The organism is Deinococcus psychrotolerans (assembly GCF_003860465.1).
Lineage (GTDB): Bacteria > Deinococcota > Deinococci > Deinococcales > Deinococcaceae > Deinococcus > Deinococcus psychrotolerans.
In genome coordinates this window covers 180,314-205,945 of record NZ_CP034185.1, presented here as the reverse complement: position 1 = coordinate 205,945, position 25,632 = coordinate 180,314, and the positions used below count along the sequence as shown (strand labels likewise).

Genomic DNA, 25,632 nt, shown 5'->3' with positions numbered 1-25,632 from the left:
CAGACGGGCGGCTCTTCTCTGAGAGCTAAGAATCTACTCCGCCCGTCTGCCCGCCCGGTAGCGCCGAATCAAAGCGTTGGTGCTGCTGTCGTGCTGCAAATCCGGCTCGGCCCCGGCTTGCAGCTCCGGCACGATTTTGGAGGCCAGCACCTTACCGAGTTCTACGCCCCACTGATCAAACGAATTGATGTTCCAGATCGCGCCCTGCACGAAGACTTTGTGTTCGTACAGGGCGATCAAGCTGCCCAGAATGCGCGGGGTCAGTTTGTCGGCCAAGATGGTATTGGTGGGCCGGTTGCCTTCAAAGACGCGGTGCGCCACTTGTTCAGCCTCGACACCGTCGGCTTCGACTTCCTGCCGGGTCTTGCCGAACGCCAGCGCCTCGGTTTGAGCGAACACGTTGGCCATCAGCAGATCGTGGTGCGGCGTCAGCGGATTGAGCGTCTGAATAAAGCCGATGAAATCGCAGGGAATCAGCTTGGTGCCCTGGTGAATCAGTTGATAAAACGCGTGCTGGCCGTTGGTGCCGGGCTGTCCCCAGATGACTGGGCCGGTCTGATAATCCACCAGATCGCCCTCAAGCGTCACATGCTTGCCGTTGCTCTCCATATCGAGCTGCTGCAAATAAGCGCTGAAGTGCGAGAGGTATTGGTCGTAGGGCAAAATAGCAACGGTCTGGGCGTCAAAAAAATCGTCGTACCACACGCCCAACAGGGCCAGCAGCATCGGCAGATTTTTGTCGGCGGGCGCGGTGCGGAAATGCTCGTCCATCTCGTGAAACCCGGCCAGCAGCTCTTGAAAGTGGGCGGGGCCAACGGCAATCATCAGCGACAGGCCGATGGCGCTGTCCATGCTGTAGCGCCCGCCCACCCAGTCCCAGAAGCCGAACATGTTGGTGGTGTCGATGCCAAACTTGCTCACCGCCTCCGCGTTGGTGGAGACGGCCACGAAGTGCCGCGCCACCGCCGAGTCGTCTTTCAACGTTCCCAGCAGCCAAGCCCGCGCCGAGGTCGCGTTCGCCATGGTTTCCTGCGTGGTGAAGGTCTTGCTGGAGACGATAAACAGCGTCTCGGCGGGGTCAAAACCGTGTGTTTTTTCGACGAGGTCGGTGCCGTCCACGTTCGAGACGAAGCGCACGGTCAGGTTGCGCTGACTGTAGAACTTAAGGCCCTCGTAAGCCATCACCGGGCCGAGATCAGAGCCGCCGATGCCGATATTGACGATATTTTTGATCGGCTTGCCAGTGTAACCCAGCCATGTCCCAGCCCGTACCTGATCAGCGAAGGCGGCCATCTTGTCCAGCACCGCGTGAACTTCCGGCACCACGTTCACGCCGTCCACCATCACCGTGCCGCCCTTGGGAACGCGCAGGGCGGTATGCAGCACGGCTCGGCCTTCGGTCACGTTGATTTTCTCGCCCGCAAACATGGCGTCGCGCTTGGCGGCCACGCCGGTCTGTTCGGCAAGCTGTAGCAGGAGCCTGAGCGTTTCGTCGGTCACCCGGTTCTTGGAGTAATCCAGAAACAGGCCCGCGCCCTCGGCAGTCAGCTTTTCGCCGCGCCCGGCGTCGTCGGCGAACAACTCCCGCAACTGCTTGTCTTTAAGCTGATCGTAGTGACGCTCTAAGGCTTGCCAAGCCGGCTGTTGGGTTAGAGAAGTGGGTTTTGTCATGGGTGCTGCCTCCCGGCGGGCACAAAGCAGTGGAGGAAAAGTGTGCCGAGCCAAACAGTTTCAGGATAGCAGCGCCGCATAAACCTGTTTACCCAAACTTTCTTTAGAAATAACAGTGTTGAGCAATGCGGCAGCAAAGAACCCCGCGCTAATCTGCCGCGCTCTGCTACACTTTTTGCGGATAGAGTTGCGCCAACCGTTCATATGAGCGCTTTCTGTCGGCCAAATCGGGGATCATGCTGCCGATCATCAGCTCATCCGCGCCGGTCATCTCCAGCACTTGATCCAGCCGCGCTTTGACCGTTGCCGAACTGCCAGCCACAAACCGGCCCGTTCGGCGCATGGTGGCGAGCTGGGCGCGTTCGGCGGGCGTGTACGGATAGCGCTCCGCTTCCTCCACGCTGGCAAATGGCTCGGTCTGGCCGCGCACCAACCGCAAGAACATCAGGCCCAGCGGCAAGGCCAGGCGCTCGGCTTCGGCGTCGGTGTCGGCCACGATCACGGTTTGCGCCACGATGACTTTGGGAACCGGGAACTGCTCGGAAGGCCGGAAGGCTTGTCGGTAGGCTTTGATCGCCTGCGCCGCCAAGTCGAAGTCGGGGTTGATGTGGGCGGCAAAAGCCAGCCCCGCGCCGATTTCGGCGGCCACCGACGCGCCGTGACCGGAGCTGCTCAGCATCCACAGTGGCGGAAGCGGTTGATCATAAGGCGCGGCGATCACGCCTTCAAAAGCGCTGCCCGCAAACGGATGCTTACCCGCGAACTCGCGCCCACCGAAGGCCAGCAGTTCGGTGAGTTGAGACTCGAAATCGTCTGCTTGCAAAGCTTCACGCGACCTTCTGAGGGCCAGCGCCGTCCTCATGTCGGTGCCCGGAGCGCGGCCCAGTCCCAGATCGATGCGGTCAGGGGCCAGCGCTTCGAGCGTGCGGAACAGTTCAGCGACTTTGAGCGGCGAGTGGTTGGGCAACATCATGCCGCCCGCGCCCAGCCGCAGCGTGGTGGTGCGCTGGCTCAGCGCGGCGATCAGCAGTTCGGGAGCGCTGCTGACCAGCGACTGCATGTTGTGATGCTCGGCCAGCCAGTAGCGCTGATAGCCCAAAGATTCAACGTGCTGCGCCAGTTCCACAGTGTCTTTAATGGCCTGAGCGCTGCCGCCAGCGGTAAGCGGCACCAAATCGAGAACGGAAAGAACAGGAGAGGTCATGCCCATAGTCTGCGCCGCACGGGGAAAGTCAACCGCAGACGCGCTCTCTTTTGGAATACTTCACTGGCTTGCTTTGTTCCGGAGCAGGTAACAGGCGGCCAGAACACGGACAATGTGCTATCAAAGCGGGTATGTCCTTTGTCCTGCCCCCACCCGAGCGCCACGCCCTCGCCGACGGCACTTTGATTTACAGCTTTCCGGTGCGGGTCTTCGGCGACTTTTTGGCCAACATCTACGTCGTGCGGCGCGGCGAATACACGGCCCTGATCGACACCGGCAGCGGCACCGAGCAGAGCAACGCCGACTTGCTCACAGGCTTTTCGGCGCTCAGCGAAATGGACGCCCACATCACCTGGGTAGGCTTGTCACGCATCGTGATTACCCACGGCCATATCGACCACCACGGCGGCTTGGACTTTGTGCGGACGTTGACTCAGGCCCCCGTCGCCGTTCACGAGCTTGACCAGCCAGTGCTAAGCGCTTACCGCGAGCGAATTGTGCTGACTTCACGGGCCTTGAGGGCCTTTTTGCACGGAGCAGGCGTGGACGCGGCTGGGGTAACGGCTTTTATGAAGATGTACGGCGCGGGCAAAATCCGTTTCGTGGGCGGCCCCGTTGACACCGAACTCCATCACGGCGACCTACTGGACGGCCTTTTTAAAGTCATTCACACGCCGGGACATTGTCCGGGGCAAGTCTGCTTGCGCGTGGGTGAGGTGCTGCTGAGCGCCGATCAGGTGCTGGCCCACACCACACCGCATCTCTCCGCTGAGAGCATCACGCCCGGCAACGGCTTGTCGCATTACTTGCACTCGCTTGACCTTCTGGACGCCGAAGAAGGCATTGTGCTCACGCTGGCTGGACACGAGGAGCCAATTTCAGATTTGCGTGCCCGCACCGCCGACATTCGCGCCTCACACACCCGCAAAATGAACCGCATTCTCAGCATTTGCGCCGCTCCCAGCAGCTTGCAGACCATTACCAGCCAACTCTATCCGCGTGTCAAAAGCTACGACACCTTGCTGGCGCTCGAAAAGGTAGGGGCTTTGGTGGAGTATCTCAGTGCACGCGGCGAAGTGCGGGTGGCCAACCTTGAGCAGATGGAGCGCGACGAAGAAGCTTCACCGCTCTACCAGACAGCCTGAGCCAAACTTTTCTGGCTTTTGTAATACCTTTGTCAGATCAGGTGAGCTAATTTTGGAGCACAAAAAAACCAGCGCCTAGAAAGACGCTGGAGGAATAAAACGTAGGTTGTAAGGCATTTTTTTAGTTTCCGAAATCTTTGATAGCTTTATTCATATTACCCTCTTGATAAATCTCTAGCAAGCTTATTTAGCTTTGAAGATGTGCGGCAGGATGTAAGTTATTACTTAGTTTCCGAAGTCTTTGATGGCTTTGCTCATGATTCCCCCCTGATGGTTCTGTGATTGACTCGATTGAAAGATAAGTGGTAGGGTGTAATCTGCTACTTAGTTTCCGAAGTCTTTGATAGCTTTGTTCATGATTCCCCTTCTATAATTTGTTATGAACGAATGCGAGATTTGTTCTTGCCCTGAAGGAATTAATCTTTTACGGTAACCGGAAAACTCTTAACGTTTTCTTACTGCTCATACAGCTATAGTATTGATAATTTTATGACTACCGAAGCGAGAACGATTAACGAAGCGTTGGCTGCTTTTGAACATGGTCAATACAAAACCGTCATCACGCTTCTGACAGGCCAAACCGACCTCAGCCCAGAGGGCTTGCGTGTACTTGGAAATGCCTATGTATTTAGCGGCCACTTTGAGCAAGCTGAAGAACCGCTCGAAAGAAGCAGCCGAGCAGGCGACGCAGAAGGGATGGTCGAATACGGCAATCTTCTCCGCTTGACTGGCCGATTGGCTGAAGCAAGCACCCATTTTATGGAAGTCACCCCAAAATTGTCGGGCGAATTGTTTCTACGTGCCCAGCGTTGGTGGGGAACGGTTGATTTCCTTGCGGGCCGTACTGAAATGGGCTTACAGCGCTGTGAGATAGCATGGCACGGTTACATGGCGCTGGGCGATGATGAACTCATTGGCCGCGTCACCCAAACTATTGCTCAAATGCACCTTACAGCTGGTGATCTCAATAGAGCTGGACAACTCTACCAAGAAGCCATACGCCGCTTGCCACTGACAGATCAACCCATTTTCCGAATTTCAGCTTTAGGAGGCTTAGCAGAAGTTCAGATATCACTGGGAGAAGTCAAAGAGGCCCGAAAGACTTTAGATTCTACACAAGAAGCGCTTCAATTTACAGATTCACTCAAATCCCACGTTCATATTCTCTCTGTCGAGGCTGAATACTACCGTTTGTTCGGAGATCAAGAAAAATACACCAAAATTCTTCATGAACTTCAAAGTGTAGTAGAAGATTTGCAGGATTTCGAGTCTTCTACGTGGACAGCCGCTAGCCTCGCTGACCTCTATAGCTTGCGGGGCGATCACAGTTTGGCCATGGAAACGCTCTACGAACTCGCGCCCGAGGGCCATCACCCGCTGGTCATTGCCACGCGGGGCATGTTGCTGCGCCGCCGCCGTCTTTACGGAGCGGCCATTGAAGCCCTTCAGGAAGCGCTCGATTCGCCGCGTCTAGAATCCCGCGCCCAACTGCGCTCGCTGCTGCATTTGGCCGATGCTCAGGCCAAGAATGGCGACACCGAGGGAGCAGGCACGTCGCTCAAATTGGCGATGGAAGGCTTGCTGTCGGCCCGCGACCTGATTCTTTACTCGCCAGATATCACCGAACTCTCGGATTTGGCGCAACACGCCCTGCTTGAGCCGGATTTGTCGCCCTACATGGAAGTCTTGCTCGGTAAGCTCGCAGTGTTGATGGGCCGCGACAGCGTACCAGACAACACCGCACTGCATCTGCGGATTCAAACATTGGGCCGCGCCGCCGTGTTCAAAAACGGTGAGGAAATCAAATTGAGCTTGCAGGGTAGCGTCCTCACTTTGGTGTATTTGGCCCTCAATCCCAGCTCGACGCGCAAAGAACTCGAAGCCACACTCTACCCAGACCGTGAAGGCAAAACGGCAGGCGATTATTTTCGGGCGGTGTTCCGAGAACTGCGCGTCAAACTCGGTCAGGAAGTGCTGTGGATGGACGGCAGCCCCAAATCGCCGCACTACCGCATAGGGCCGGGCGTCCACGTTGACCTCGACACCGAACACCTGCGCGAAGCCCTCAGAAGCGGCGACACGGCGCGGGCGCTTTCGCTTTACCGGGGGCCGTTTTTACCGGATTCCAAAATGGAAAGTGACTGGGTGGACGACACCCGCGAGGAGTTGCGCCGCAGCCTTTCGGCTGAGCTGCGCTCCAAACTTCAAAAGGCGCGTGATGATGGGGATTTGCGCCGCGCCCTGCTGCTGGCCAATCAATCGCTTAAGCTCGACCCCGGCGACCTCGACATGCTCGAAACGCGGGTGGCGGTGGCCCGTTTGGTGGCTTCACCACAAGACTTGGCCCGCTACGTCGTCGAGTTGCAGCGGCAAATGAGCTAAAACCTGCTCCAACTCAGCTGCTGCCGGATATAACTGAACGGATTTACATCCGGCAGCAGCTGAGTTGATTTTGGCCTCTCCACCCACTTGAGGAAGGGATGAAAACCCCAACCTGTGATTGTCGAATACTTAACAAAATGGTTTGAGGCCTACTCCCTCATAGTGGCGCTTCACCCAGCACTCAGCGCCCGTTCATGTGACGCAGTCTATCAGTTTTTGCCCGCTCGGGAATGCGGGAAATAATAGGGCACTTCACTCATATTGGCAAGCGGCGACTCGCCAACGCCTTGCTATGATGCCGACCATGACTTCCACCCTCAACGCCCGACCCTGGTTCAAAGACGCAGTGGTGTACCAAATTTATCCGCGCAGCTTTCAAGACTCTAACGGCGACGGTATCGGCGATTTGCGCGGCATTCTTTCGCGCTTGGATTACTTGGCGCGGCTGGGCGTAGACGTCCTCTGGCTCTCCCCTATTTTCGCTTCACCCAACGACGACAACGGCTACGACATCTCGGATTACCGCGCCATCATGGCCGAGTTCGGGACGATGGCGGATTTTGACGAACTGCTCGCCGCAGCGCACCAACGCGGTCTCAAAATCATGCTGGATCTGGTGGTCAACCACTCCAGCGACGAGCATCCGTGGTTCGTGGAAGCCCGCGACCACCCCGACTCGGAAAAGCGCGATTACTACATCTGGAAACCGCCTGTGAACGGTGACATGCCGACCCACTGGCAGGCCTTTTTCGGCGGCCCAGTCTGGCAGCTCGATGAAGCGTCGGGCGAGTATTACCTGCACTTGTTCAGCGTTAAGCAGCCGGATCTCAACTGGGAAAATCCCAAGCTCCGCGCCGAAGTCTACGACCTGATGCGCTTTTGGCTCGACAAGGGCATCGACGGCTTTAGGATGGACGTGATCAACCTCATTTCCAAAGACCAAGCTTACCCAGACGCTGAGCCGATAACAGGCACGGCGCTGACCTCCGGCTACCCGTATTTTATGAACGGCCCCCGCGTGCATGAATTCTTGCAGGAAATGAACCGCGAAGTGCTGAGCCACTACGATTTGATGACGGTGGGCGAAACGCCGGGGGCCAGCGTGGACGACGCCGTGCGCTACTCCGATCCCCAGCGAGGCGAACTTGATATGGTGTTTCAGTTTGAGCACGTGGGACTGGGCAGCGGCGAACGTGGCAAGTGGAGCAACCTACCTTGGACACTGCCGGAACTGAAAAGCATTCTCAGCCGCTGGCAAACTGGTCTGCACAATCGCGGCTGGAACAGCTTATATTGGGACAACCACGACCAGCCCCGCGCCGTTTCGCGCTTCGGTAATGACTCCCCCGAATTCAGGGTGCCCAGCGCCAAGATGCTGGCGACTTTGCTCCACTTTATGCAGGGCACGCCGTACATTTATCAGGGCGAGGAATTCGGGATGACCAACGTCCGTTTTGAGCGCGTCGATCAGTACGACGACCTTGAGACGCTGGGAGCCGAGCGTGAGCTGCGTGAACTCCACGGTTGGAGCGAAGAGCGCATCATGGCCAGCATCCACGCCATGAGCCGCGACAACGCCCGCACGCCGGTTCAGTGGGACGCCTCACCCAATGCCGGATTTACCAGCGGCAAACCCTGGCTGGAAATTAACCCGAATTATCCCAACATCAACGCGGAAGCCGCCGAGGCCGATCTGGATTCGGTCTGGCACCACTACAAGCACCTTATTGCCCTGAGAAAATCGCTGGACGTGGTGCGGGACGGCACGTATGAGCTGCTGGACGCCGAGCATCCCAGCATTTACGCTTACCTGCGCAGTGACGGCCACACCAAGCTGCTGATCGTGGCCCACTTTTCGGCCAAGGCGGGCCAGTACCGCATTCCTGCCGAGTTCGTGGGCGGCGAAGTCTTGAGCAATAACTATTCAAGCTTGCAACTGACCGAAAAATTGAACTTGGAGCCATATCAAGCTGTGGTGATTCGGGCAAAGTAAGATGTGACAAAAATGGGGTGTCCGCAAATCAGCGCGGACACCCCATTTTTGTGCAACGGATTAGACTGGTTGCGGCTCCAGCGTCACCACTTCCAAAAGGTGCCACAAGGCCAGCGGCGCAGCGGCGTCCCAGCCCTGCGGGTGGCAGGCGGCAGGATACGGCACCGGCACGTCGGCCTGCCCTTCGCGCTTGAACCCGGCCAGCAGCTCGCTGAGGCGCTTGTCGCCGGCGGCGCGGGCCACGTCAAACAGAGCGCGGGCAACTTGCTGGGCCTCGCGGCTCAGGCCGTAGCGGGCCATCCCCAGCGCGGCGGCAGCGGTGTCGTGCGGCCAGACGCTGCCATTGTGGTACGACACCGGGTTGTAGCGAATTTCGCCTTCGCCCAGCGTACGAATGCCCCAGCCGCTCCAAAGCTGCTCGCCCAGCGCGGTGGCCGCCACTTTGGAAGCGAACTCCGGCGGAATGATGCCTGTCCAGAGGGTGTGGGCCGGATTGCTGACCAGAACCTTCATCGGCTGCTTGTCACCGTTGAGGCCATGAACATAATACTGACGCTCCGGCCACCAAAAGGCGGCATGGAAGCGCTGGCGCAACGCCGAGGCCCGCTGTTCCCACTCGCCAGCCAAGCCCGCTTCACCGAGCTGACGGTACAAGCTGGCGGCGGCCAGATAAGCCGCGTAAGCGTAGCCCTGCACCTCCACCACCGCGATGTGGCCGCTAGCGTCTACACCTTCAGCAGTAAAGGTGCTGTCGCCGCTGTCTTTCCACACCGCGTTGGTGATCCCGCCGCTCGGGTCAGGAGTGTACTCGATGAAGCCGTCTTGATCGGGGTCGCCGTCGGTCAGGCACCAATTCAGGGCCGCTTCCCAGTGCGGGCGCAGCTCAGCAGCCAACTCGGGGTGCTGGCCGCTGAGTTCGCCCACCAACCAGACAAACAGCGGCGTGGCGTCAGCGGTGGCGTAGTAAGGACGGTGCGGAGTGCGGCCCAGGCGGGTCAGCTCCCCGACGCGCTCCTCGTGGAGAATCTTGCCGGGTTCTTCCAAAGTCGCTCTGTCGTATTTGGTGCCCTGCTTAGCCGCCAGATACCGCGCCACCGAGAGCGCCATTTCCGGTAAGGCGTCTTTGACCATCAGGGCGATGATGAGGCTGTCGCGGCCAAAGGGAGCCACGAACCAGGGCAGGCCCGCCGCTGGAAACGGGCCCTGCGGCGTATGAAACGACAAACTGCGGAGGTCTTCCACGCTCTGGGCCACCACCTGCTGATCGAGCGGGTCACTGAGCGGCGCGGAGCTGAGGCGGGCGTGGAGGGCATCGTACTCGCTGGCCAGTGCAGCGGCGTCGCCGGAGGTCGCTGTTTCGTCTCCTTCCAGTAAAAAGGTGCTGACCTTGATGTGGGTTTCGGCCTCGCTCAGCGTCCAAATCAACTTTTCGCCGTCCCACTCGGCAGCGGGCGAGACTTGCACCAGGGCGCGGCACAGCAGGCCGTCTTGAGCGGTGTAACGGAACTCCACGCCGCCGTCTGCCGCCTCGGCGCTGACCTGACGGTGTTCGATGCCCTGCGGCCAGCCACGCACCTCGAACATGTCTGCAAAGTCGGCGGCCAAGCTCAGGCTCAGCGTCTGCGGCCCGCTGCCGATATAGCGGGTGACGCTCAGCACGTCGCGCACTTCGCTGCCCAGCACCGTCAAATCGCGGGCAATTCCGACTTTCATGGTGTAACCCACGTTGGCGTTGGCGCTGTGTTCGCGCAGCCAGAACGGATAGCGTTCATGCTGCATCAGGGCCTGAGGAGTTTCGTTACCGAGTTGCCACTGATAGCGGCTCAGAAAGCGGGTATCCCGGCGGTAAAGGCCGCTTTCACCTTCGGCAATGGCATACTGAGCGTCACCTACAAAATACAAATCATTTTCTTTGAGAACAGTGCGGGTATTCAGCATGAACATCCTTGTAAGGAGGAGGGAAATAAAGGAGAGTTGGAAGGCCAGCTTATAGGCGGCGACAAGAGAAAGCAGACGAAGGGGGCGCAGGCTTTTGTCGTTCTCCTCCGCCCCAAAACTGTACTAAACGGAGGCGGCTTAGCCTTTGACGGCGCTGTCAGATCCAGTGTCCACAAAATAGCGCTGGAAAATCACGAAGACGATAATCACTGGAATGGCGCTCAGCACCGCGCCGGCCAGAATCAGGCCGTAATCGCCCTGCCCACCGTAGGCCGAGCGGAAGTTCGACAAGCCGACTGTCAGCACGAAGTTGACCTGATTTCTGAGCAGCACCAGCGGCCAGAAAAAGTCGTTCCAAGCGCCCTGAAACTGGGTGATGGAAAGCGCGATCAGCGCCGGGCCAGCTTGCGGCAACATCACTTTCCAAAAGGTGGTGAACGGCCCCGCACCGTCGATGCTGGCCGATTCTTCCAGCTCTTTGGGCATTCCCTCAAAAAACTGCTTCATCAAGAAGACGCCGCCAGCGGCCACCAAGCCGTTGAGCCACAGCCCCCACAAGTTGAGCAGCCCGAGTTGCTTGAGCAGCACATAATTGCTGACCAAGTTGACTTGACTCGGCACCATCTGCACAAACAGCACGCCCAGCAAAAAGATCAGGTTTTTGCCGGGAAAGTCCAAGCGGGCCAGTGCGTAACCGGCCAACGAGCAAAAGACGATGGCCGACACCACCCGCAAAAAAGCGTACAGGAAGGTGTTGAGCACCCAGCGCATAAACAAGCTGATGCCGCTGCGCGGATCGGTGGTTTCGTTGAAGGCGCGGCGGTAGTTGTTGAAGGTGTAGCCGAGCACGCCGGGCGTGACGTTGCGGTAAGCGAAACTGCGGTCAAAATTCTGCTTGTCACTGGGCGGCAGAGTGCTGGCCACGATGCTCTGGCCGCGCTCCACGTCCACTTCGAGGGGGGTGCGTTCGAAGACCGGGCCGCGCAGATAATACTTCTCGCCAGACTTGATCAGTTCGACTTGTTGTGTTTCGTTGAGGTCGTACTGCTTGGCCTGCGCCTGCGGCGTGTCGAGCGTCACATCCACCGCTTTGCCGTTTGCCAAAATAGCCGTGAGCTTGTCGGTGGGCACGCCCAGTTTGGCCCGCACGACCTCGCCAGTCTGCTGGGTCAGCGCCGGGTAGTCAATGCTGACTTTGTAAGTGCGCTGGTCGCCCGTTTCTCCCGTTTTTTCGGTCTTGACGGTGCTGTAGTCTTTGGCCTGCGCCTGACGGGCCAGCGCCACCAAACTGGTCGGCTGATACGGAAACAAGAAGATGGTCGGCGGGGTTTGCGGCGCATCTTTGGGAACGGCCACCGTCACGTCGAAGGTCAGGCTGCGCCCCGGTTTGAGGCCGCCGTTCCAGCCGTCGCCGCCGCCCTGCACGCCGAGGCTGTAGGCCTTGCCGATAAACTCCGGGGTGACTTGCGGAATGATCAATCGCGGCGGGTATTCGTTGGGATTGTCTTTGAGGCTGCTCAGTAAGCCCATCAAAAACGGCCCCAGAAAGAAAAAACTCATCACGATCATGAACAGGTAAAGCCACCCGGCTTTGGCCCAGCGCCGACGCGCCAGCCATTCCTCGCCCTTGCCCGCCTTTGCAGGCTGCCGCGCAGAAAGTGCGGTCATACGCTGGCCTCGGAAGGAAAGAACTTACGCTGAATAAAGACCATCACCAAAATAATCATGGCCAGAATGATCGCGCCCGCCGCTGCCATATTGACGGGTGCGGTTCCGGCTTTAAAGGTGTTGATATAGACGTAATACGCCAAAGTAATCAAAGTGGACTGCGGCGCGGCGTCACCGATGACCGCCACTTGGTCAAACATCTGCATGGTACCGATGAGGCCTACGGTAATCACATAAAAAGTCACGGGGCGCAGCATCGGCACGGTGACGTTCATCAGTTTTTCAAAAGGAGTCGCGCCGTCGATATCCGCCGCTTCGTAAAGAGAGCCGGGAATATTTTGCAGGCCCGCCAAGAAAAAGAGCATCAAAGTGGGAATAGTCGTGAAGGTGTTTTGAATGATGATGACCAGCAGCGGAATGCTGAGAACCTGAACGCCGCCGATACTTAGCCACACATCAGCAAAGTACTGGAAATCGAAAGCAGGCACTTCGCGGACTTGCAGCACGCCAGTAAAACTCAGCACCACAATCGCGGCAATCGCAAGGAGAGCGCTGATGGCCGCCAAAGCCGGGTCAAACCAACCGGCAGGCAATTGACGTGAGCGCTCAAACAACACTTGGGCAATTTGGGCAACAACCAAGATTCCTACAAAAGCCAGAATAAACGGCTGATACATCTGAAACTGGGTGATGACGTAGTTGGCCACTCCGCGCCGCTGAAACAGCCACAAAAAAATCAAAGTGATCACGACAGAACTGGTGATGCTGGGCATATACCAAGCCGAGCGAAAAAAGCCCATGCCGCGAATCTTATTGTTGAGGGCCACTGCCATCAAGAGAGACAAAATGGTTTGCAGGGTGGTCACGGTAACAGCAAAAATCAGGGTGTTGGCCAGCGCCCGCCGAAAGAGGACATCATTGAGAACGTCCGCGTAAGGCTTCAGACCGATCAGATGCGGCACGTTGAACAAGTTGAAATCGGTAAACGAGTAATAAATGGCCCGCCCGAAAGCGTAGACAAAGAAAACCAGCGTGGAGATCAGGAAAGGAGCGAGAAACAGATACGCGGTGGCAGTAGACTGATTCTTCTTAAACATAAAGCCTCTTGAACATCAAACTCTCCCTGTCCGCAACGCGGTCACTTCATATAAGAGAGGGTCGGGGGCACCCTGCTCGGCTCCCGACCCTGCCTCAACTCCGGGTAAGGAATTAGCGGCTTTGGAAAGTGTTCATTTCGCTTTGGGCCTGCTTGAGCGCGTCGGCACTGCTTTTTTGCCCACTCAGCACGGCGGCCAGCGCAGTGTTGATCGGCTTGATCCAATCGGGGCCCTGAACGCCGAAGTAGTAAGGACGCACCGTGCCGTCGGTTGCACCGTCAAACACGGCCTTGCTGTTGGCCGCGCCTGCATCGGTCTTTTTGAGGAAAGCGTTACTTTGCAGCGAGGTGCGGCTGGGAATGGCCAGGCCCTGCTCCAGCACGTACTGCTGCACCTGCGGGCTGGTGAGGATGTTCAGCACCTTGACGGCGGCGGCTTTGTTCTTGGTGCCGGAATTGATGGCCCAGCCCACGGTATAGACGAAGTTGCCGCGCTTGCCGGTCTTGTCGTCTTTGGGAATCAGCGCGGTGCCGTACTTGAGGTTGGGCGCGTTGTCCTTGAGGAAGCCGACAATCCAGTTGCCCTCGATGGCCGCAGCCACTTTGCCGGTGCCGAGGCAGCCACCCGACCAGCTCTGCGAGATCTCGGAAGGCTGCACGCCGACTTTGTTTTTGGCCAGACCCGTGAAGTAGTTGAAGGCCCGCACGAACGCCGGATCGAGCAAGTTGGTTTTGCCTTTGGAGTCAAAGGGTTTCCAGCCCGCCGCGAAGGCGAACTGACCCATCCGGGCATAATCGGGAGCCAAGCAGATGCCGTAGTAATCGTTCCCCAGCGCTTTTTTGACGTTGGTCAGCTTGGTTTGCAGGCTGCTCCAAGTGTCGGTGTTGTCGGGGTAAGCCACTTTGGCTTCGTCGAACACCGCTTTGTTGTACTCGACGGCGAGGGTGTTGAAGTCTTTGGCAATAGCGTAGGTTTTGCCGTTCCGGGTGAAGGCGGCGTTGAGGCTGTTGATGTAGGGGCCAGTAGCCACTACACCGTTGAGCGGCAAGATTTTGCCGGTGGCCACGAAACCGTCTAACGTTTCGGCAGGCAGATAAAACACGTCGCCCGCATTGCCCGCCGCCAGCAAAGTGGTGAGCTGCTGGTTGTAGTCGCCCTGCAGCGGCTCGTAGGTCACGTTGATCTTGTCTTTGGCCAGCGCTGGCTTGACAAAGCGGTTGATCAAGTCGCCCACGATGGCGGGGTCTTGGCCCGCGTAGCCGTTGATCTTGATGGTGGTTTGAGCGGCAGCTTGGGTGGTGGCCGCCGCCGCGAGAAGCATCAGGCCGAGCATCATTTTGTTACGCATACTCCCTCCTAGGGAACAAAGCACGGAGAAATCAACAGAGAGCGGAGAACTGAGATTCAGTTTTAAAACTCAGGGGACTGAGCTTGAACTGGGCGGCGCAGCCACCGTTGCGCCCAGTTTGAGACGCACCGGAATGTGCTGTCCGCGTGCCGGCAGGCCCTCCACCGCTTCGCGCATCAGCTCTAGGGCGCATTCAGCGATGCGCTCAATGTCTTGCGACACGGTGGTCAGCTTGATCGGCAGTGCCAATTCCGGTAGGCCGTCAAAGCCCACCACCGACACGTCACGCGGCACCGTGAGGCCCATATCTTCGAGGGCAGCCACCGCGCCCACCGCGCTTTCGTCGCTCTGGGCAAACAGACCGGTGAAGCGAACGCCACTTTCCCACGCCCGCCGCACCGCCCGGTAGCCGCCCAGCAAGGTGAAATCAGCCTCTAAGGTCAGCGTCTGCGCTCCTGCGGCCACAGCCGCCTGCAAAAAGCCGCTCTCACGGTCTTGGGCGACCTGCGAGGGGCCGCCGCCGAGGTAAACCAAGGCGCGGTGTCCGGCTTTGGTGAGCTGCTCGGTGGCCAGCCGTGAACCGCCGATGTCGTCGGGAGCTACCCAAAACGAAGCGGGGTGGTGGCCGATCAGCACCGCCGGAACGCCCAATTCAGCCAGTAGCGTCAGCCGCTCGTCGCCGTCTTGGGAGTTGTTGAGCACCAACGCCGCGTTGGGCAACGAACGCAGACTGGCCAAGTCGTGCTTGAGATTGACCAACTGCACGCCCTGCGGCGCGGTGCGGGCTTCTAGGGCGCGGGTAAACAGCACGTGGTAGGGCGAGAGCAGCGGATCATGGCGGCCAAACGACAGCCCCAGAGTCTGCCCCTTGCGCCAAGACAACTGCCGCGCTGCCGGATCGGGAGCGTAGCCGAACTGATCCATCACGGCCTGAACATGGTGCCGCGTCCTGAGCGCCACCGTCTGGTGTCCATTGATGACGCGGCTGACCGTACCCTTGCTGACGCCAGCGGCGCGGGCAATGTCATCGATGGTGTAGCGCAGTGTGGTCATTCGTTCCTTAAACAGCGGCGCGAGGGCGATAAGGGGAAAGGCGGGAGAGGCTTGTAACCGGTTACAACAACTAAGCAAAGAATAATTCTCGACACCTGTCAGCTCAGGAATACAGAGGTTTTGTAAGCGGTTACAGTGACATTGTGGGCTTTTTTGAGCGGATGTCAAGAGGGAATCAAAACGGCTGACCCGCTGTACCAACGAACAGGGGATTTTGGCTGGGTTCTTGGTTAGCTCAGGCGCTGCCGAGCGCTTTCGAGCGCCTGAGCCAAGGCGGGTGAAGCTTCAGCAATCTGGGCATCGGCGGCCAGCGCCTGCGCGAGGTTGTGTTCCAAACCGCGCAGCTCAGCGGTTGTTTGAGCCCGGCTGAGGCGCAACTGAAACACCAAATTAAACGCCAACCGCACTTCCTGACGCACCTGATCGGCCCACTCGCTTTCAGGTGTCAAGCCTTCAAAAAAGCAGCCCTGATACTGCTGAAGGGCCGTTTCCAGATCCGCCGCATTGAGGCTTTGCCGCACGGCGTCCAAGTCGAGGCTCAGCTCGATGCCGCCGCCGAGCTGGTAGCGCGGGTGGCGCAACGTATCGTCGAGTTGCACGACGCTTTGCCCCAAAACGGCCCGCAGTTCGCGCACGGTGGTGCGAAAAAAAGTGGTGGTTTGGGAGCGGTCAAATTCAGGAAACAGCACCGCTTGCATGTCGTTGCGGCTTTGGTGCGGGTGCAAGTAAATATAGATGAGCAGCAGCGCCGCGCCCGCCGAGAGGGGCGCGGGGGCTTGGCCACCTTGAGCGTCGATGGTAACACCCACGCTGACGTGTCCCAGCGCCCGCACTTCGAGGCGCATTGGCTTGGGCCGCAACGCTGGCCCCGTTTGAAGGCGGGCCAAGAGCGCCTGCATCAGCGGCGCAAGCTGCGGCTCAATCAAAGCGTACTCCACCAATTCACCCAGCTCCTCCAGATCGGCGGCGTACCCACGAAAATCCTGCGTTTGGCCGAGGTGAACCAAGACGCGCCGCAGCGTTTCTCTGGCCGCTTCCGCTTGGCCGAGACTCAATTGCAAATCAGCCGCAAACAGTTGGCCGCGCCAAAGCAGCCGCTGATCTTGGGGGCCAGTTTCCCGGCAAGCGGCCTGCAGGTCATCTAAAGCCTGAACTTCATACCGTTGGCGGCGCATCAGAAGGCCCCGCACCAACTTGAGCCGGGGAGGCAGACCCTGCCGGGTGCCGAGGTCGTACAAGCACAGCAGCGCTTGATCGGCTCTTCCCTGTACGCTGAGTAGTTCGGACTGCTGGGCCACCGTCCACAGCCGCAGCTCGTAGTCTTGAAGCTGATCAGCCAACGTACCGAGGCCACGCAAATCGGCTTGCAGCGCCGAGCGCTCACCGCCCAGCAGCCGGACTTCCAGCTCAGCCTGCAGCAGACTGGCCCGTGCCCACCGCTCAGCGCCACTGGGCAGCGTCAGCGACAGGCGGCGGCCTTCTTCCAAGCTGCGCTGGGCTTCTTCCGCCTGGCCCAAACGGCTTTGGGTCACGGCCCAGCCGCTCAGACACGCGATTCTGGCGGAGCAGGGCGAGGCAGGCAAAGCCGTGAGCGCCTGCTCGAAACGGGCGCTGGCCTGCTCCAGTTCGCCGAGTTGCAAGTGCATCTGCGCCAGTGCGCCCGCCGCCGCCGCTCGGGCAGGCGACGGCCGGCGGCGACTGGACTTTTTGGTGGCCGGGTCGGCCAACACCGGACTCAGGCTGCGGCACAGAATCAGCGCCCGCTCCACTTCACCGCTCAAAAACAGAGCCTCACTCCAGAAGACTTGGGCGCGGCGCTTGAGTTCGCCGCTGGGCAAGCGCCCAATTACCGCCGCCAAACGCCCGGCAGCGGGCCTGACTTGCCCACACCGACTCAGCCAGCGGCCGTACTCGACTTCAGCCTCCAAGTCGCCCAAGGCCGAGGCGCGGCGCAGGGGGATTTCGGCTTCGAGCACTTGACCAGCCGCCCCGTGCGCCAAACTGAGCCAGCGCCAATACGCGCCGCACCGCCTGTGCAGCGGATTGGCGCTCAGATCGCTGAGCAACGTTAAGGCCCGCCACGGGTCTTCGGCGGCCAGTGCAGCGGCCACTGCAATCAACTCAGCGGCCAGCGGCGGAGTGGAGTTCACGGAGTGAGTCTAGGCCACTTCAGCGCACAGACCCCACTTGCTGCCGCTGTGGACACTGCAACTTTGGCAGGCAATCACTGGAAAAACGGCTGAAGCTGGCCCGCCTGAGAGCAGCTTTTTTTCAAGCCGCCGCCCATAAAGTATTTTGTCCGTGCTTATTGTTTAAGATGAAGGCCGAGGTGACGCCCCGCTCTTTTACCTTTGATCATGATGACAGATTCCTCTTCCGCTCCTGAAACTCCACCAGCCCCCTCTCCCGGAGCGTGGTTGGCTGAAGCGTGGGCTTGCCGCCGTAGCGATTCCAAGCGCACGGTCGACTTGGCGCGGGCGGCGCGGCAGGTCATTGAGGAACTGGCTGATCTGGCCCAGGCCGCGCTGTGCTTGGGGTACGGCTTGATGCGCCTTGGCGAATACGCTTCAGCGCTCGGAGAAGTTCAGCAGGCGCTGGAGCTGTTCGGTGAACTCGGCGACCAAGATGGACAGCGCAAAAGCTTAAATGTGCTGGGCATTCTGCAGTGTGAAGGCGGCGACTTGATCGCCTCACTCAAGACCTTTATCCAGACGCGGCAACTCAGCGCGGCGCTGGGCAATGTTCAAGGTGAAATCGAAGCGCTCAATAACATCGGCATTGTGTACAACTCAATGGGCGACTCGACCAACACGCTCGAATGCTACCTGACGACCTTGCCGCTGAGTCAACAGCACGGCCTTAGAGATGTCGAGTGCCAAACGCTGATCAATCTCAGCGTCGCTTATCACGATTTAGGCCGCTACAGCGAAGCGCTGGCCGCCGCTCAAAGCAGCCTTGAGGTCGAAGCCGGAAGCGAACCCACCCTGCGGGCTTTAGCGCTGCACAACGCTGGAAGGGCGCATTTCGGGATGCAGGCTTACTCCTTGGCCCAAACCTGCCACCAAGAAGCTCTGGCCATGTTCACTGCGGTAGGCGACCAAGCCGCCTGCGCCGAGGTGTATGTCGAACTTGGCCGGGTGGCCCAGCAGCAACTCGACCTCACCGGAGCGCAGGCGCTGTACGAACACAGCCTGGCCCTGCGGCAAAAAGTCGGGGAAGTGCGTGGCCAGGCCGAGAGTTGGCTGCGGCTCGGTGAACTGCTGGGCCGCCTCAGACAAACCGACGCGGCCTTAAATGCCCTGCACGAAGCGCGTACCTTCGCAGCACAAAGCCAAGCCCGCACCGAACTGTGCGCCGCCGATTTGGCGCTGTGTCAGATGTACCGTCAGGCCGGGCAACACCGCGAAGCGCTGCATCACCTCGAGCAACACCTTCAAACCAAAGAAGTGCTGTTCAACGACGCCTCGGATCAGCGGCTGCAACGCCTGCGGCTAGAGTTCGACGTTGAACAAGCTGGGCATGAACGCGACCTTGCTGAGCGGCTCAGCGCCGATCTTCAGCAACTCAACTTGGAATTGGAGCGCACCAACAACAAACTGGAAGCCGCACATCAGCAAACCTCGCTGCTCTTGGCGCAAGTCGAGCACCAGGCCAATGAAGACGCCCTGACGGGACTGGCCAACCGCCGCGCTTTTGACGCGGCCACCGAGCGGCTGCAAAACGATTTGCTGGCCCGTTACGGGGGTGAGGAATTTGTCATTTTGATGCAGGGTGCAGACGCTGCGACCACCCAGGCCGTCTGCGAGCGTCTGCGCCGAAGCATCGAGGATTACCCTTGGGCCGCTGTGCGAACAGGCCTGCGCGTCACCCTGAGCTTGGGTGCGGCCACCGCTCACCTTGACGGTTCCCCCGAAGGACTGATCCAGGCCGCCGACGAAGCGCTGTATGAAGCCAAGCACGCCGGGCGCAACCGAATCCGCCTGCACTCGCCAGGAAACACCGAGCGGCGTCTATACAGACAGTCGATCAAAAATAAAGACTTAGGTTGAGAAAGTCTGAAGGCTTGTGCTGTCATTTCTTTGAGAGATGAGTTTATACACACTCCAGCTTAGTAGACGTGCGTTTCTTCATTGACTGTTCGGCCGGTGTCGCCAAAATCGTCACCGAAGTCAACGCCGCGCCCTATACGAGGAGTGTCCATACGCCATGTCTAAACTAAAGGCACCTCATTTGAGAGGACTGTCACTGCTTTTGTTGAGTGCGGCCTTGGTGGGCTGCGGCGATTCGGTGCCGCGGGCCAGTCTAACGGCCGTCTTAGCCCCACCCACCCCCAACTGGGTACAGCATGTGACGGTTACTACTAGAGCATTTGTCATAATAGAATCTTAGGATGAGCATGTTTGAACCAGTGTTGAATATCTGTCTCTGACACGGCACCTAAGGCAACGCCGATGGCATCATAAAGCTCCGTCACGACTGTCACGACTCGCCAAGCCCCACCCCGAACCAGTGCCTTCAACTTGAAAAACATGAGTTCAATCGGGTTGAAATCCGGACTGTAGGGTGAGGTAAACATGACCTCACTTCCATGCGTTTGGATGAGCGTCCGAATGGACGCTCGATGATGTGACGAGAGATTGTCCATCACCACCACTTGCCCTGGCTTTAACGTTGGACACAGTATTTCGCGAACATACCATTCAAACGCTATGCCATCAAGGACGATGGCGGCCTGCGGCCCTGCCAAGCTCAGTGCACAGATCAAGGTCTGATTTCGCCCACGATTTCGCGGAACGCGGTCAACGGCACGCTCATTGCTCGGCGCACGGCTATATCCACGCGTCATCGCGATATGGAACCCACTTTCATCAAGAAAGACCAATCGGTCAGGCGTTTGGAGGTACGGTGCAAGGTCAGTGAGGAACTGCGAACGCAGTTCCTCACGGCGTTCTCTGGCGACCAGTGTTTTTTTTGTGGGTGATCTTGTGGCGGCGAAAGACCCGGTCAACCGTTTTGTAACTGATCTTCAACCCGGTGATAGTTTCCAGCATGTCCGCGTGTTCTTGCAACGTCGCATCTCGGTGGGTTTCAAGCTGTGCAAGAAGCTGTTGCTCATGGAGGGCCATCACCGTACGGCGACGGCCCGTCGGTGTGGCAACAATATGCAGGGTATTTTGGTGGTGCCGTTTCAAATAGCTTTTGACAGTATCAACATGGACAGAAAAATGTTTTGCCGCTTCACCCGGCGAAGCGCCACCCAGCACCAATGCGACAATCCGAGTCCTAAGTTCCAAACTGTACCCACGTATTCCTACTGTATTCATGAAGCTATTATGTCAAATGCTCTAATGTGCCGCAGAGCCGCTTTACCAGCGCGGGCGCACAAATCTTGGCTTGGCACCCCGAAGAAGGCTTTGCCCTGCTCGGCTGGCAACAAGCGCCGCTGAGTGTCCAGGCTGGACAAACCAGCGAAGCCAACGTGGATCTTTTCTCTTCGCCGGAAGTGCAGAGCAGCGGCGTGTGGGCGGGCGGACGCTCGGCTTGGGGCGGCGGCTCCAATCACAGCGCTTGGTCACCTGATCTCCTGACACAGATCAACTTTTCTCAGAACTCAACCACCTGGAAGCAGATAGACCTCTCGGGCGGGCGTCTCCTTGCGCCAAAGCTCGGCGCGGGAATTAAAATTGCGGTGATTGACACCGGCGTAGACCTCAACCATCCGGGATTGCAAGGCCACTTTGCGCCGGCCAGCGAGTGGAAAGATTTTGTGGACGGCGACGCTGTTCCGCAAGAAGTTCAGCCGACCGGGGCAGCTTATGGACACGGCACCGGGGTGGCCGGCATTCTTGTGCAGATCGCGCCCAAAGCTGTAATTTTGCCGATCCGGGTGCTGAGGCCCGACGGTTCCGGCGACCTTTCGGCGGTGGTGCAGGCGATGGACTGGGCCATATCCAAAGGGGCCAAGATCATCAATGTGTCGCTCGGATCTAACACCTCGTCACTCTCGCTCAACTCCATCTTGTCGTTGGCTGCCATGCGCGGGGTACTGTTGGTGGCCTCAGCAGGCAACAACAATCAACCCAGACTGACTTCTCCCGCCGCAAACACGGCCAATTTCCTCCTGAGTAGCAATTATCTGATTTCGGTGGGCAGCGTAGACGCGGACGACGTCAAATCCAGCTTCTCAAATTATGCCTACTCGCTCAAATTAATGGCTCCTGGTGAGCACATCTACACTGCTGTTCCCAATAATCAAGTCGGCTACTGGAGCGGTACTTCCTTTGCCGCCCCGATGGTCAGCGGCGCATTGGCACTGGCCCTGGGACAAGGCGCGGAGGCCGGCAGCTTGCCCGGTAAGCTGGCAAGTGGAAGCGACGATATCTTGAGTTTCAATAAAAACTACGCCCATCAGCTCGGCAGTGGGCGACTGAATTTGGGGAAATTCTTAAAATCGATCAACTCAGGCTCATTTAGATGGTTCTAAAAGCTCAGATCTCGCAAAATTCCCACTTAAAGTCAGAAAATGCTCCTTCAACAGATATCAAGTACAGAGTAGAAAAGCCAAGCTTCCTCGACACGAGAAAGGCTTGGCACTCCAATTAACCTTACCAGAATCAATGAGTCTTTAAGGTTATGGCCGTCCGGTCGCCCCGCGCCACCGTCATCAGATCAAGTTTCCACTTTTTCATCATGCCCATTTTCATGTTCATGTTCTCTTTCCAATCTTCAGCCATGATGGCTTTATCGTAAAAGGCGGATAAGCCCTTAGCGTCTTTGCTTTTGTAAACCAAGGTGACACCATTCATGCTGTGGCTGTAATTCAATAGGCTTTAGCCAAGAGGTTTGGTAAACGCCACTGTATTGCCTGCCATCATCATATTCATCATGGGGTTGGCGGAGTATTTGAACATGGGTGCGCCCATCATTCCCACCATTTTCTCTTCAGGCATTTCGGCATCCATCTTCAGGCCAGACATTTTGGCATCAGGCATCTTGCCGTCCATTTTCTGAGCCAATGCAGGAGCAGCGAAGGTCAGGGCCAATAATCCAAAAACGAGCAATCTTATATTGTTCGTGCTGCCTTCTTGACACTCTCTCAGCTTCGTTTCGGGCAAGATACCTTCAAAACGAATTCACCCTCTCCTGTACTTAGAAAGAGGGTGAAACAGTTCAGTTTAAGCTTTTTAAAGATTCTTTATCTCCGCCTGCCTTACCCAGCGGCAGTCTTGAGGAAAGCGGCAGAGTCATAATAGGTGCGGAAGGCCGTGACTTTTTGGCCGTCATGCTCAATGACACTGATCCCTCGGTACTCGATGGCTTGGCCGCCTTTGAGTGTGCCTTTGCCGACCCATTCCATCACGCCCATGTCCTCAGCGTCTGCATGGTGGGTAAAGTCGCTGTGAATCGTCTCAAAGTCCGACAGGTAGCGTTCCCAGAATGTTTTCGCGCCGTCTAGGCCGCTCCAATCTTGCTGGGTCAGGTTGTGCAGCGTAACATTCTCGCCGTGCAGAGCGAGCAGTGCGCTGAGATCGCCGCTGTCTTCGGCAGTGTGCAGGGCCATCATAAACTGCTGGGTCAGGGAGTTACTGGTCTGAGTCATGCGCCCAGTTCAACATCAGGGCGCGGCGAAAAGCGTAAGCCTTCTTTCACAGCCCTCATTGTCTCAAGTTCGCATGAAGCGCTGCCCAAGGCGGGTATGCTGTGGGCAATGACGAGTGCTGCTGATTTTGCTTCCCCTGCTCCCCGCGTGGCCCCCAACTTCATTACCGAGATCATTGAGCGCGATCTGAAAAGCGGTAAGTATCCCAAAATCGTGACCCGCTTTCCGCCGGAACCCAACGGCTACGCCCACCTCGGCCACACCTTCGCCTGCTTTTTGGATTTCCAAACGGCCCTCCAGTACGGCGGCACTTACCATCTGCGCCTAGACGACACCAACCCGGCGGGCGAGAGTGTGGAGTTTGCCGAGGCGATTCAAGACGATCTACGCTGGCTGGGCTGGGACTGGGGCGAGAATTTATTTTATGCGTCCGACAACTTTGAGCGTTATTACGCCTACGCCGTGCAGCTCATCGAAATGGGCAAAGCCTACGTGGACAGCGTCAGCGGTGAGGAAATGGCTCGCCTGCGCGGTTCGGCTACCCAGCGCGGCACGCCCAGCGCTTACCGGGAGCGCAGCGTGGCCGAGAATCTGGAGTTGTTCGCCCGGATGCGAGCCGGGGAATTTGCCGACGGCGCACACATTCTGCGGGCCAAAATCGACCTTTCCAGTTCCAACATGAAGCTGCGCGATCCGGTGCTCTACCGCATTCTGCGGGGCGAGCATTACCGTCAAGGCTCGGCGTGGTGCATCTATCCGATGTACGACTTTCAGCACCCGCTGCAAGACGCTATCGAGGGCGTGACCCACAGCATGTGCAGCCTCGAATTCGTGGACAACCGCGCCATTTACGATTGGCTGATGGAAACGCTGGCGTTTGAGCCGCGCCCGCACCAGTACGAGTTCGGGCGGCGCAGCCTCGAATACACGGTGGTCAGCAAACGCAAGCTGCGTAGGCTCGTGCAAGAAGGCCACGTTTCCGGCTGGGACGATCCGAGGATGCCCACCCTACGGGCTATTCGGCGGCTCGGCGTGCGGCCTGAAGCGGTCAACGCTTTTGCCTCGGCCATCGGGGTGAGCCGCACCAACCGCACTGTGGATTTGGCCGTCTACGAAAACGCCGTGCGCGACGATCTCAACCCCCACGCTCCCCGCGTGATGGCGGTGCTGGAGCCGCTGGAAGTCGTGGTCAGCAACGCCGAGGGGCAAGCTCTGGAAGCCAAAACGCTGAGCCTTCCCTACTGGCCGCACGATGTCATTCAGGCCAGCTTGGACGGCCTGGTGGCTTTGCCGAGTGGTGAGCGGGTGGAACCTGACCAAGCGGTGCGTGAAGTGAGTTTGTCAACTCAAATTTACATCGAGCGCGGGGATTTTGCCCTCACTCCGCCCAAAGGTTTCAAGCGCCTGACCCTTGGCGGCGCAGTGCGGCTGCGTGGCGCGGGCATTTTGCGGGCCGATGAGGTGATTCAAGACGAGGCCGGACAGGTAACGGGGATTCGGGCCACCCTGCTTGGCGAGGAGAGCAGCATCAAACCCGCCGGAGTGATTCACTGGGTAGACGCGGCAACGGCCCTCAGCGCCGAGTTCCGGTTGTATGACCGCCTGTTCAGCGTGCCAAACCCTGATGGCCCTAACCCCAACGACATCCTGCCGGAATTCGACCCCGAGCAGCCCGGCCACGAAGACCTGACCCAGCCGCTCAGCACTGACTTTTTGCGCTTTCTCAATCCGGAGAGCCTTAAAGTCGCGCAGGGATACGTGGAGGGAAGCGTGGCCGCAGACCCCGCAGGCACCCGTTATCAGTTTGAGCGGCAAGGCTATTTCTGGCCCGATCCGGAAGACAGCCGCCCTGAAGCGCTGGTGTTTAACCGCATCATCACTTTGCGCGACACCTGGACAGGCAAAGCCGAACCTGCGACCAAAGCCAGAGCCGTTAAAACTGAGCAGAAAAAAGCCGAGGCCCCCACCCTCAGCGCCGAGCAAAGCACCGAAGTCGCTCGTCTGCGCTCGTTGGGCGTCAGCGAGGCTGAAGCGGTGGTGCTGGCCCGCGATCCACTGCTGGGGGCGTATTTCGGCTCCACCACTCAGCAGGCCGGACAGGTGGCAGCGTGGGTGGTCAACGACCTCTCGGCGGCCGTGCGGGCCGGACAGGTAGCCCTCAAAGTCAGCGGCCTCTCCGCGCTGGCCGAACTGCTGGCAAGCGGCGAGATCAGTACCCGGATTGCCAAGGACGTGCTTACCGAGAGTCTGGAGAGCGGCGAAGCGCCCACCGAAATCGTGCAGCGGCGCGGCCTCAAAGTGGTCAGCGACAGCGGCGAACTGGAGCGCATCATTGACGGAGTCCTGAGCACCAATCCCGACAAGTTGGCTGAGTACCGGGGCGGACGCGCGGGGCTGCTGGGCTTTTTCACCGGGCAAGTCATGAAAGCCAGCGGCGGGCAAGCCGAACCCAAAGCGGTGGCAGCACTGCTGAAAGCCAAATTGGACGGCTGAAGTAAGCAGCAAAAGAGCGCGGAACCTGATGAAGTTCCGC

18 protein-coding genes are annotated in these 25,632 nt (G+C 58.5%); 6 read left to right on the top strand and 12 right to left on the bottom strand.

Translation table 11 applies throughout. The features are described from left to right. Nucleotides 1-33: 33 nt before the first annotated feature. Together pgi and EHF33_RS17030 are read right to left on the bottom strand one after the other, a co-directional pair. Nucleotides 34-1,671 carry a glucose-6-phosphate isomerase gene (gene pgi / locus EHF33_RS17035; protein ID WP_124874410.1) on the bottom strand — a complete coding sequence of 546 codons (1,638 nt, stop codon included), beginning with the start codon at nt 1,669-1,671 and terminating at the stop codon, nt 34-36. A 166-nt stretch (nt 1,672-1,837) separates the two neighbouring features. Continuing rightward, nucleotides 1,838-2,875, bottom strand: coding sequence for an LLM class flavin-dependent oxidoreductase (locus EHF33_RS17030; RefSeq protein ID WP_124874408.1), 1,038 nt, complete (start codon nt 2,873-2,875; stop codon nt 1,838-1,840). Nucleotides 2,876-3,006: 131 nt separating this feature from the next. Between EHF33_RS17030 and EHF33_RS17025 the strand changes: the two genes are divergently transcribed. The 3 genes from EHF33_RS17025 (at nt 3,007) to EHF33_RS17015 (ending at nt 8,395) form a co-directional block, all read left to right on the top strand. Then, nucleotides 3,007-4,020, top strand: coding sequence for an MBL fold metallo-hydrolase (locus tag EHF33_RS17025; protein ID WP_124874406.1), 1,014 nt, complete (start codon nt 3,007-3,009; stop codon nt 4,018-4,020). A gap of 489 nt (nt 4,021-4,509) precedes the next feature. After that, a complete protein-coding gene (locus EHF33_RS17020) occupies nt 4,510-6,402 on the top strand; it encodes an AfsR/SARP family transcriptional regulator (RefSeq protein ID WP_124874404.1) in 1,893 nt (630 codons plus the stop codon). Nucleotides 6,403-6,706: 304 nt separating this feature from the next. Continuing rightward, entirely contained in the window at nt 6,707-8,395 is a 1,689-nt protein-coding gene (locus tag EHF33_RS17015) for a glycoside hydrolase family 13 protein (RefSeq protein WP_124874402.1), read from the top strand. Between the two features lie 60 nt (nt 8,396-8,455). Here EHF33_RS17015 and EHF33_RS17010 read toward each other — a convergent pair whose 3' ends face one another. The 6 genes from EHF33_RS17010 to EHF33_RS16985 all read right to left on the bottom strand — a co-directional run bounded on the left by EHF33_RS17010 (nt 8,456) and on the right by EHF33_RS16985 (nt 17,649). Next, nucleotides 8,456-10,333, bottom strand: coding sequence for an amylo-alpha-1,6-glucosidase (locus tag EHF33_RS17010; protein ID WP_124874400.1), 1,878 nt, complete (start codon nt 10,331-10,333; stop codon nt 8,456-8,458). A gap of 138 nt (nt 10,334-10,471) precedes the next feature. Then, nucleotides 10,472-12,001, bottom strand: coding sequence for a carbohydrate ABC transporter permease (locus EHF33_RS17005; RefSeq protein ID WP_124874398.1), 1,530 nt, complete (start codon nt 11,999-12,001; stop codon nt 10,472-10,474). Continuing rightward, nucleotides 11,998-13,098 (bottom strand): carbohydrate ABC transporter permease, encoded by a 1,101-nt coding sequence (locus tag EHF33_RS17000; protein WP_124874396.1) that lies wholly within the window; start codon nt 13,096-13,098, stop codon nt 11,998-12,000. The genes EHF33_RS17005 and EHF33_RS17000 overlap by 4 nt, the downstream gene beginning before the upstream one ends. A 112-nt stretch (nt 13,099-13,210) precedes the next feature. Then, nucleotides 13,211-14,446 carry an extracellular solute-binding protein gene (locus tag EHF33_RS16995; RefSeq protein ID WP_124874394.1) on the bottom strand — a complete coding sequence of 412 codons (1,236 nt, stop codon included), beginning with the start codon at nt 14,444-14,446 and terminating at the stop codon, nt 13,211-13,213. Between the two features lie 69 nt (nt 14,447-14,515). Beyond that, nucleotides 14,516-15,499, bottom strand: a complete 984-nt coding sequence (locus EHF33_RS16990) for a LacI family DNA-binding transcriptional regulator (RefSeq protein ID WP_124874392.1) — start codon at nt 15,497-15,499, stop codon at nt 14,516-14,518. Between the two features lie 230 nt (nt 15,500-15,729). After that, nucleotides 15,730-17,649: a hypothetical protein gene (locus EHF33_RS16985; RefSeq protein WP_124874390.1), complete on the bottom strand. Its 1,920-nt coding sequence runs from the start codon at nt 17,647-17,649 to the stop codon at nt 15,730-15,732. 267 nt (nt 17,650-17,916) lie between these two features. Between EHF33_RS16985 and EHF33_RS16980 the strand changes: the two genes are divergently transcribed. Continuing rightward, on the top strand, nt 17,917-19,548 hold the full coding sequence (locus tag EHF33_RS16980; RefSeq protein WP_164473588.1) for a tetratricopeptide repeat-containing diguanylate cyclase: 1,632 nt from the start codon (nt 17,917-17,919) through the stop codon (nt 19,546-19,548). A 323-nt stretch (nt 19,549-19,871) separates the two neighbouring features. Here the strand turns inward: EHF33_RS16980 and EHF33_RS16975 are convergent. Next, nucleotides 19,872-20,823 (bottom strand): IS630 family transposase gene (locus EHF33_RS16975; protein ID WP_124874386.1). Its coding sequence is split into 2 segments (ribosomal slippage): nt 19,872-20,471 and nt 20,473-20,823, totalling 951 coding nucleotides; the frame shifts between segments, so codons are not numbered across the junction. Nucleotides 20,824-20,849: 26 nt separating this feature from the next. Between EHF33_RS16975 and EHF33_RS16970 the strand changes: the two genes are divergently transcribed. After that, on the top strand, nt 20,850-21,983 hold the full coding sequence (locus tag EHF33_RS16970; RefSeq protein WP_124874384.1) for a S8 family peptidase: 1,134 nt from the start codon (nt 20,850-20,852) through the stop codon (nt 21,981-21,983). 130 nt (nt 21,984-22,113) lie between these two features. On the opposite strand, the gene EHF33_RS16965 is transcribed toward EHF33_RS16970, so the two are convergent. The 3 genes from EHF33_RS16965 to EHF33_RS16955 all read right to left on the bottom strand — a co-directional run bounded on the left by EHF33_RS16965 (nt 22,114) and on the right by EHF33_RS16955 (nt 23,099). Then, the gene (locus EHF33_RS16965; RefSeq protein ID WP_124874382.1) at nt 22,114-22,305 is read right to left on the bottom strand and encodes a hypothetical protein; all 192 of its coding nucleotides are present in this window, start codon (nt 22,303-22,305) and stop codon (nt 22,114-22,116) included. A gap of 24 nt (nt 22,306-22,329) precedes the next feature. After that, entirely contained in the window at nt 22,330-22,614 is a 285-nt protein-coding gene (locus EHF33_RS16960; RefSeq protein ID WP_124874380.1) for a hypothetical protein, read from the bottom strand. A 95-nt stretch (nt 22,615-22,709) separates the two neighbouring features. After that, the gene (locus EHF33_RS16955; RefSeq protein WP_241191416.1) at nt 22,710-23,099 is read right to left on the bottom strand and encodes a nuclear transport factor 2 family protein; all 390 of its coding nucleotides are present in this window, start codon (nt 23,097-23,099) and stop codon (nt 22,710-22,712) included. A 108-nt stretch (nt 23,100-23,207) separates the two neighbouring features. On the opposite strand from EHF33_RS16955, the gene EHF33_RS16950 reads away from it, so the two are divergent. Beyond that, nucleotides 23,208-25,592 carry a glutamine--tRNA ligase/YqeY domain fusion protein gene (locus EHF33_RS16950; protein ID WP_164473587.1) on the top strand — a complete coding sequence of 795 codons (2,385 nt, stop codon included), beginning with the start codon at nt 23,208-23,210 and terminating at the stop codon, nt 25,590-25,592. Nucleotides 25,593-25,632 lie beyond the last annotated feature (40 nt).

Bases quoted from the DNA above. Each gene is read 5' to 3' on its own strand.
- pgi (WP_124874410.1), bottom strand. From the start codon at position 1,671: ATGACAAAACCCACTTCTCTAACCCAACAGCCGGCTTGGCAAGCCTTA.
- EHF33_RS17030 (WP_124874408.1), bottom strand. From the start codon at position 2,875: ATGACCTCTCCTGTTCTTTCCGTTCTCGATTTGGTGCCGCTTACCGCT.
- EHF33_RS17025 (WP_124874406.1), top strand. From the start codon at position 3,007: ATGTCCTTTGTCCTGCCCCCACCCGAGCGCCACGCCCTCGCCGACGGC.
- EHF33_RS17020 (WP_124874404.1), top strand. From the start codon at position 4,510: ATGACTACCGAAGCGAGAACGATTAACGAAGCGTTGGCTGCTTTTGAA.
- EHF33_RS17015 (WP_124874402.1), top strand. From the start codon at position 6,707: ATGACTTCCACCCTCAACGCCCGACCCTGGTTCAAAGACGCAGTGGTG.
- EHF33_RS17010 (WP_124874400.1), bottom strand. From the start codon at position 10,333: ATGCTGAATACCCGCACTGTTCTCAAAGAAAATGATTTGTATTTTGTA.
- EHF33_RS17005 (WP_124874398.1), bottom strand. From the start codon at position 12,001: ATGACCGCACTTTCTGCGCGGCAGCCTGCAAAGGCGGGCAAGGGCGAG.
- EHF33_RS17000 (WP_124874396.1), bottom strand. From the start codon at position 13,098: ATGTTTAAGAAGAATCAGTCTACTGCCACCGCGTATCTGTTTCTCGCT.
- EHF33_RS16995 (WP_124874394.1), bottom strand. From the start codon at position 14,446: ATGCGTAACAAAATGATGCTCGGCCTGATGCTTCTCGCGGCGGCGGCC.
- EHF33_RS16990 (WP_124874392.1), bottom strand. From the start codon at position 15,499: ATGACCACACTGCGCTACACCATCGATGACATTGCCCGCGCCGCTGGC.
- EHF33_RS16965 (WP_124874382.1), bottom strand. From the start codon at position 22,305: ATGAATGGTGTCACCTTGGTTTACAAAAGCAAAGACGCTAAGGGCTTA.
- EHF33_RS16955 (WP_241191416.1), bottom strand. From the start codon at position 23,099: ATGACTCAGACCAGTAACTCCCTGACCCAGCAGTTTATGATGGCCCTG.
- EHF33_RS16950 (WP_164473587.1), top strand. From the start codon at position 23,208: ATGACGAGTGCTGCTGATTTTGCTTCCCCTGCTCCCCGCGTGGCCCCC.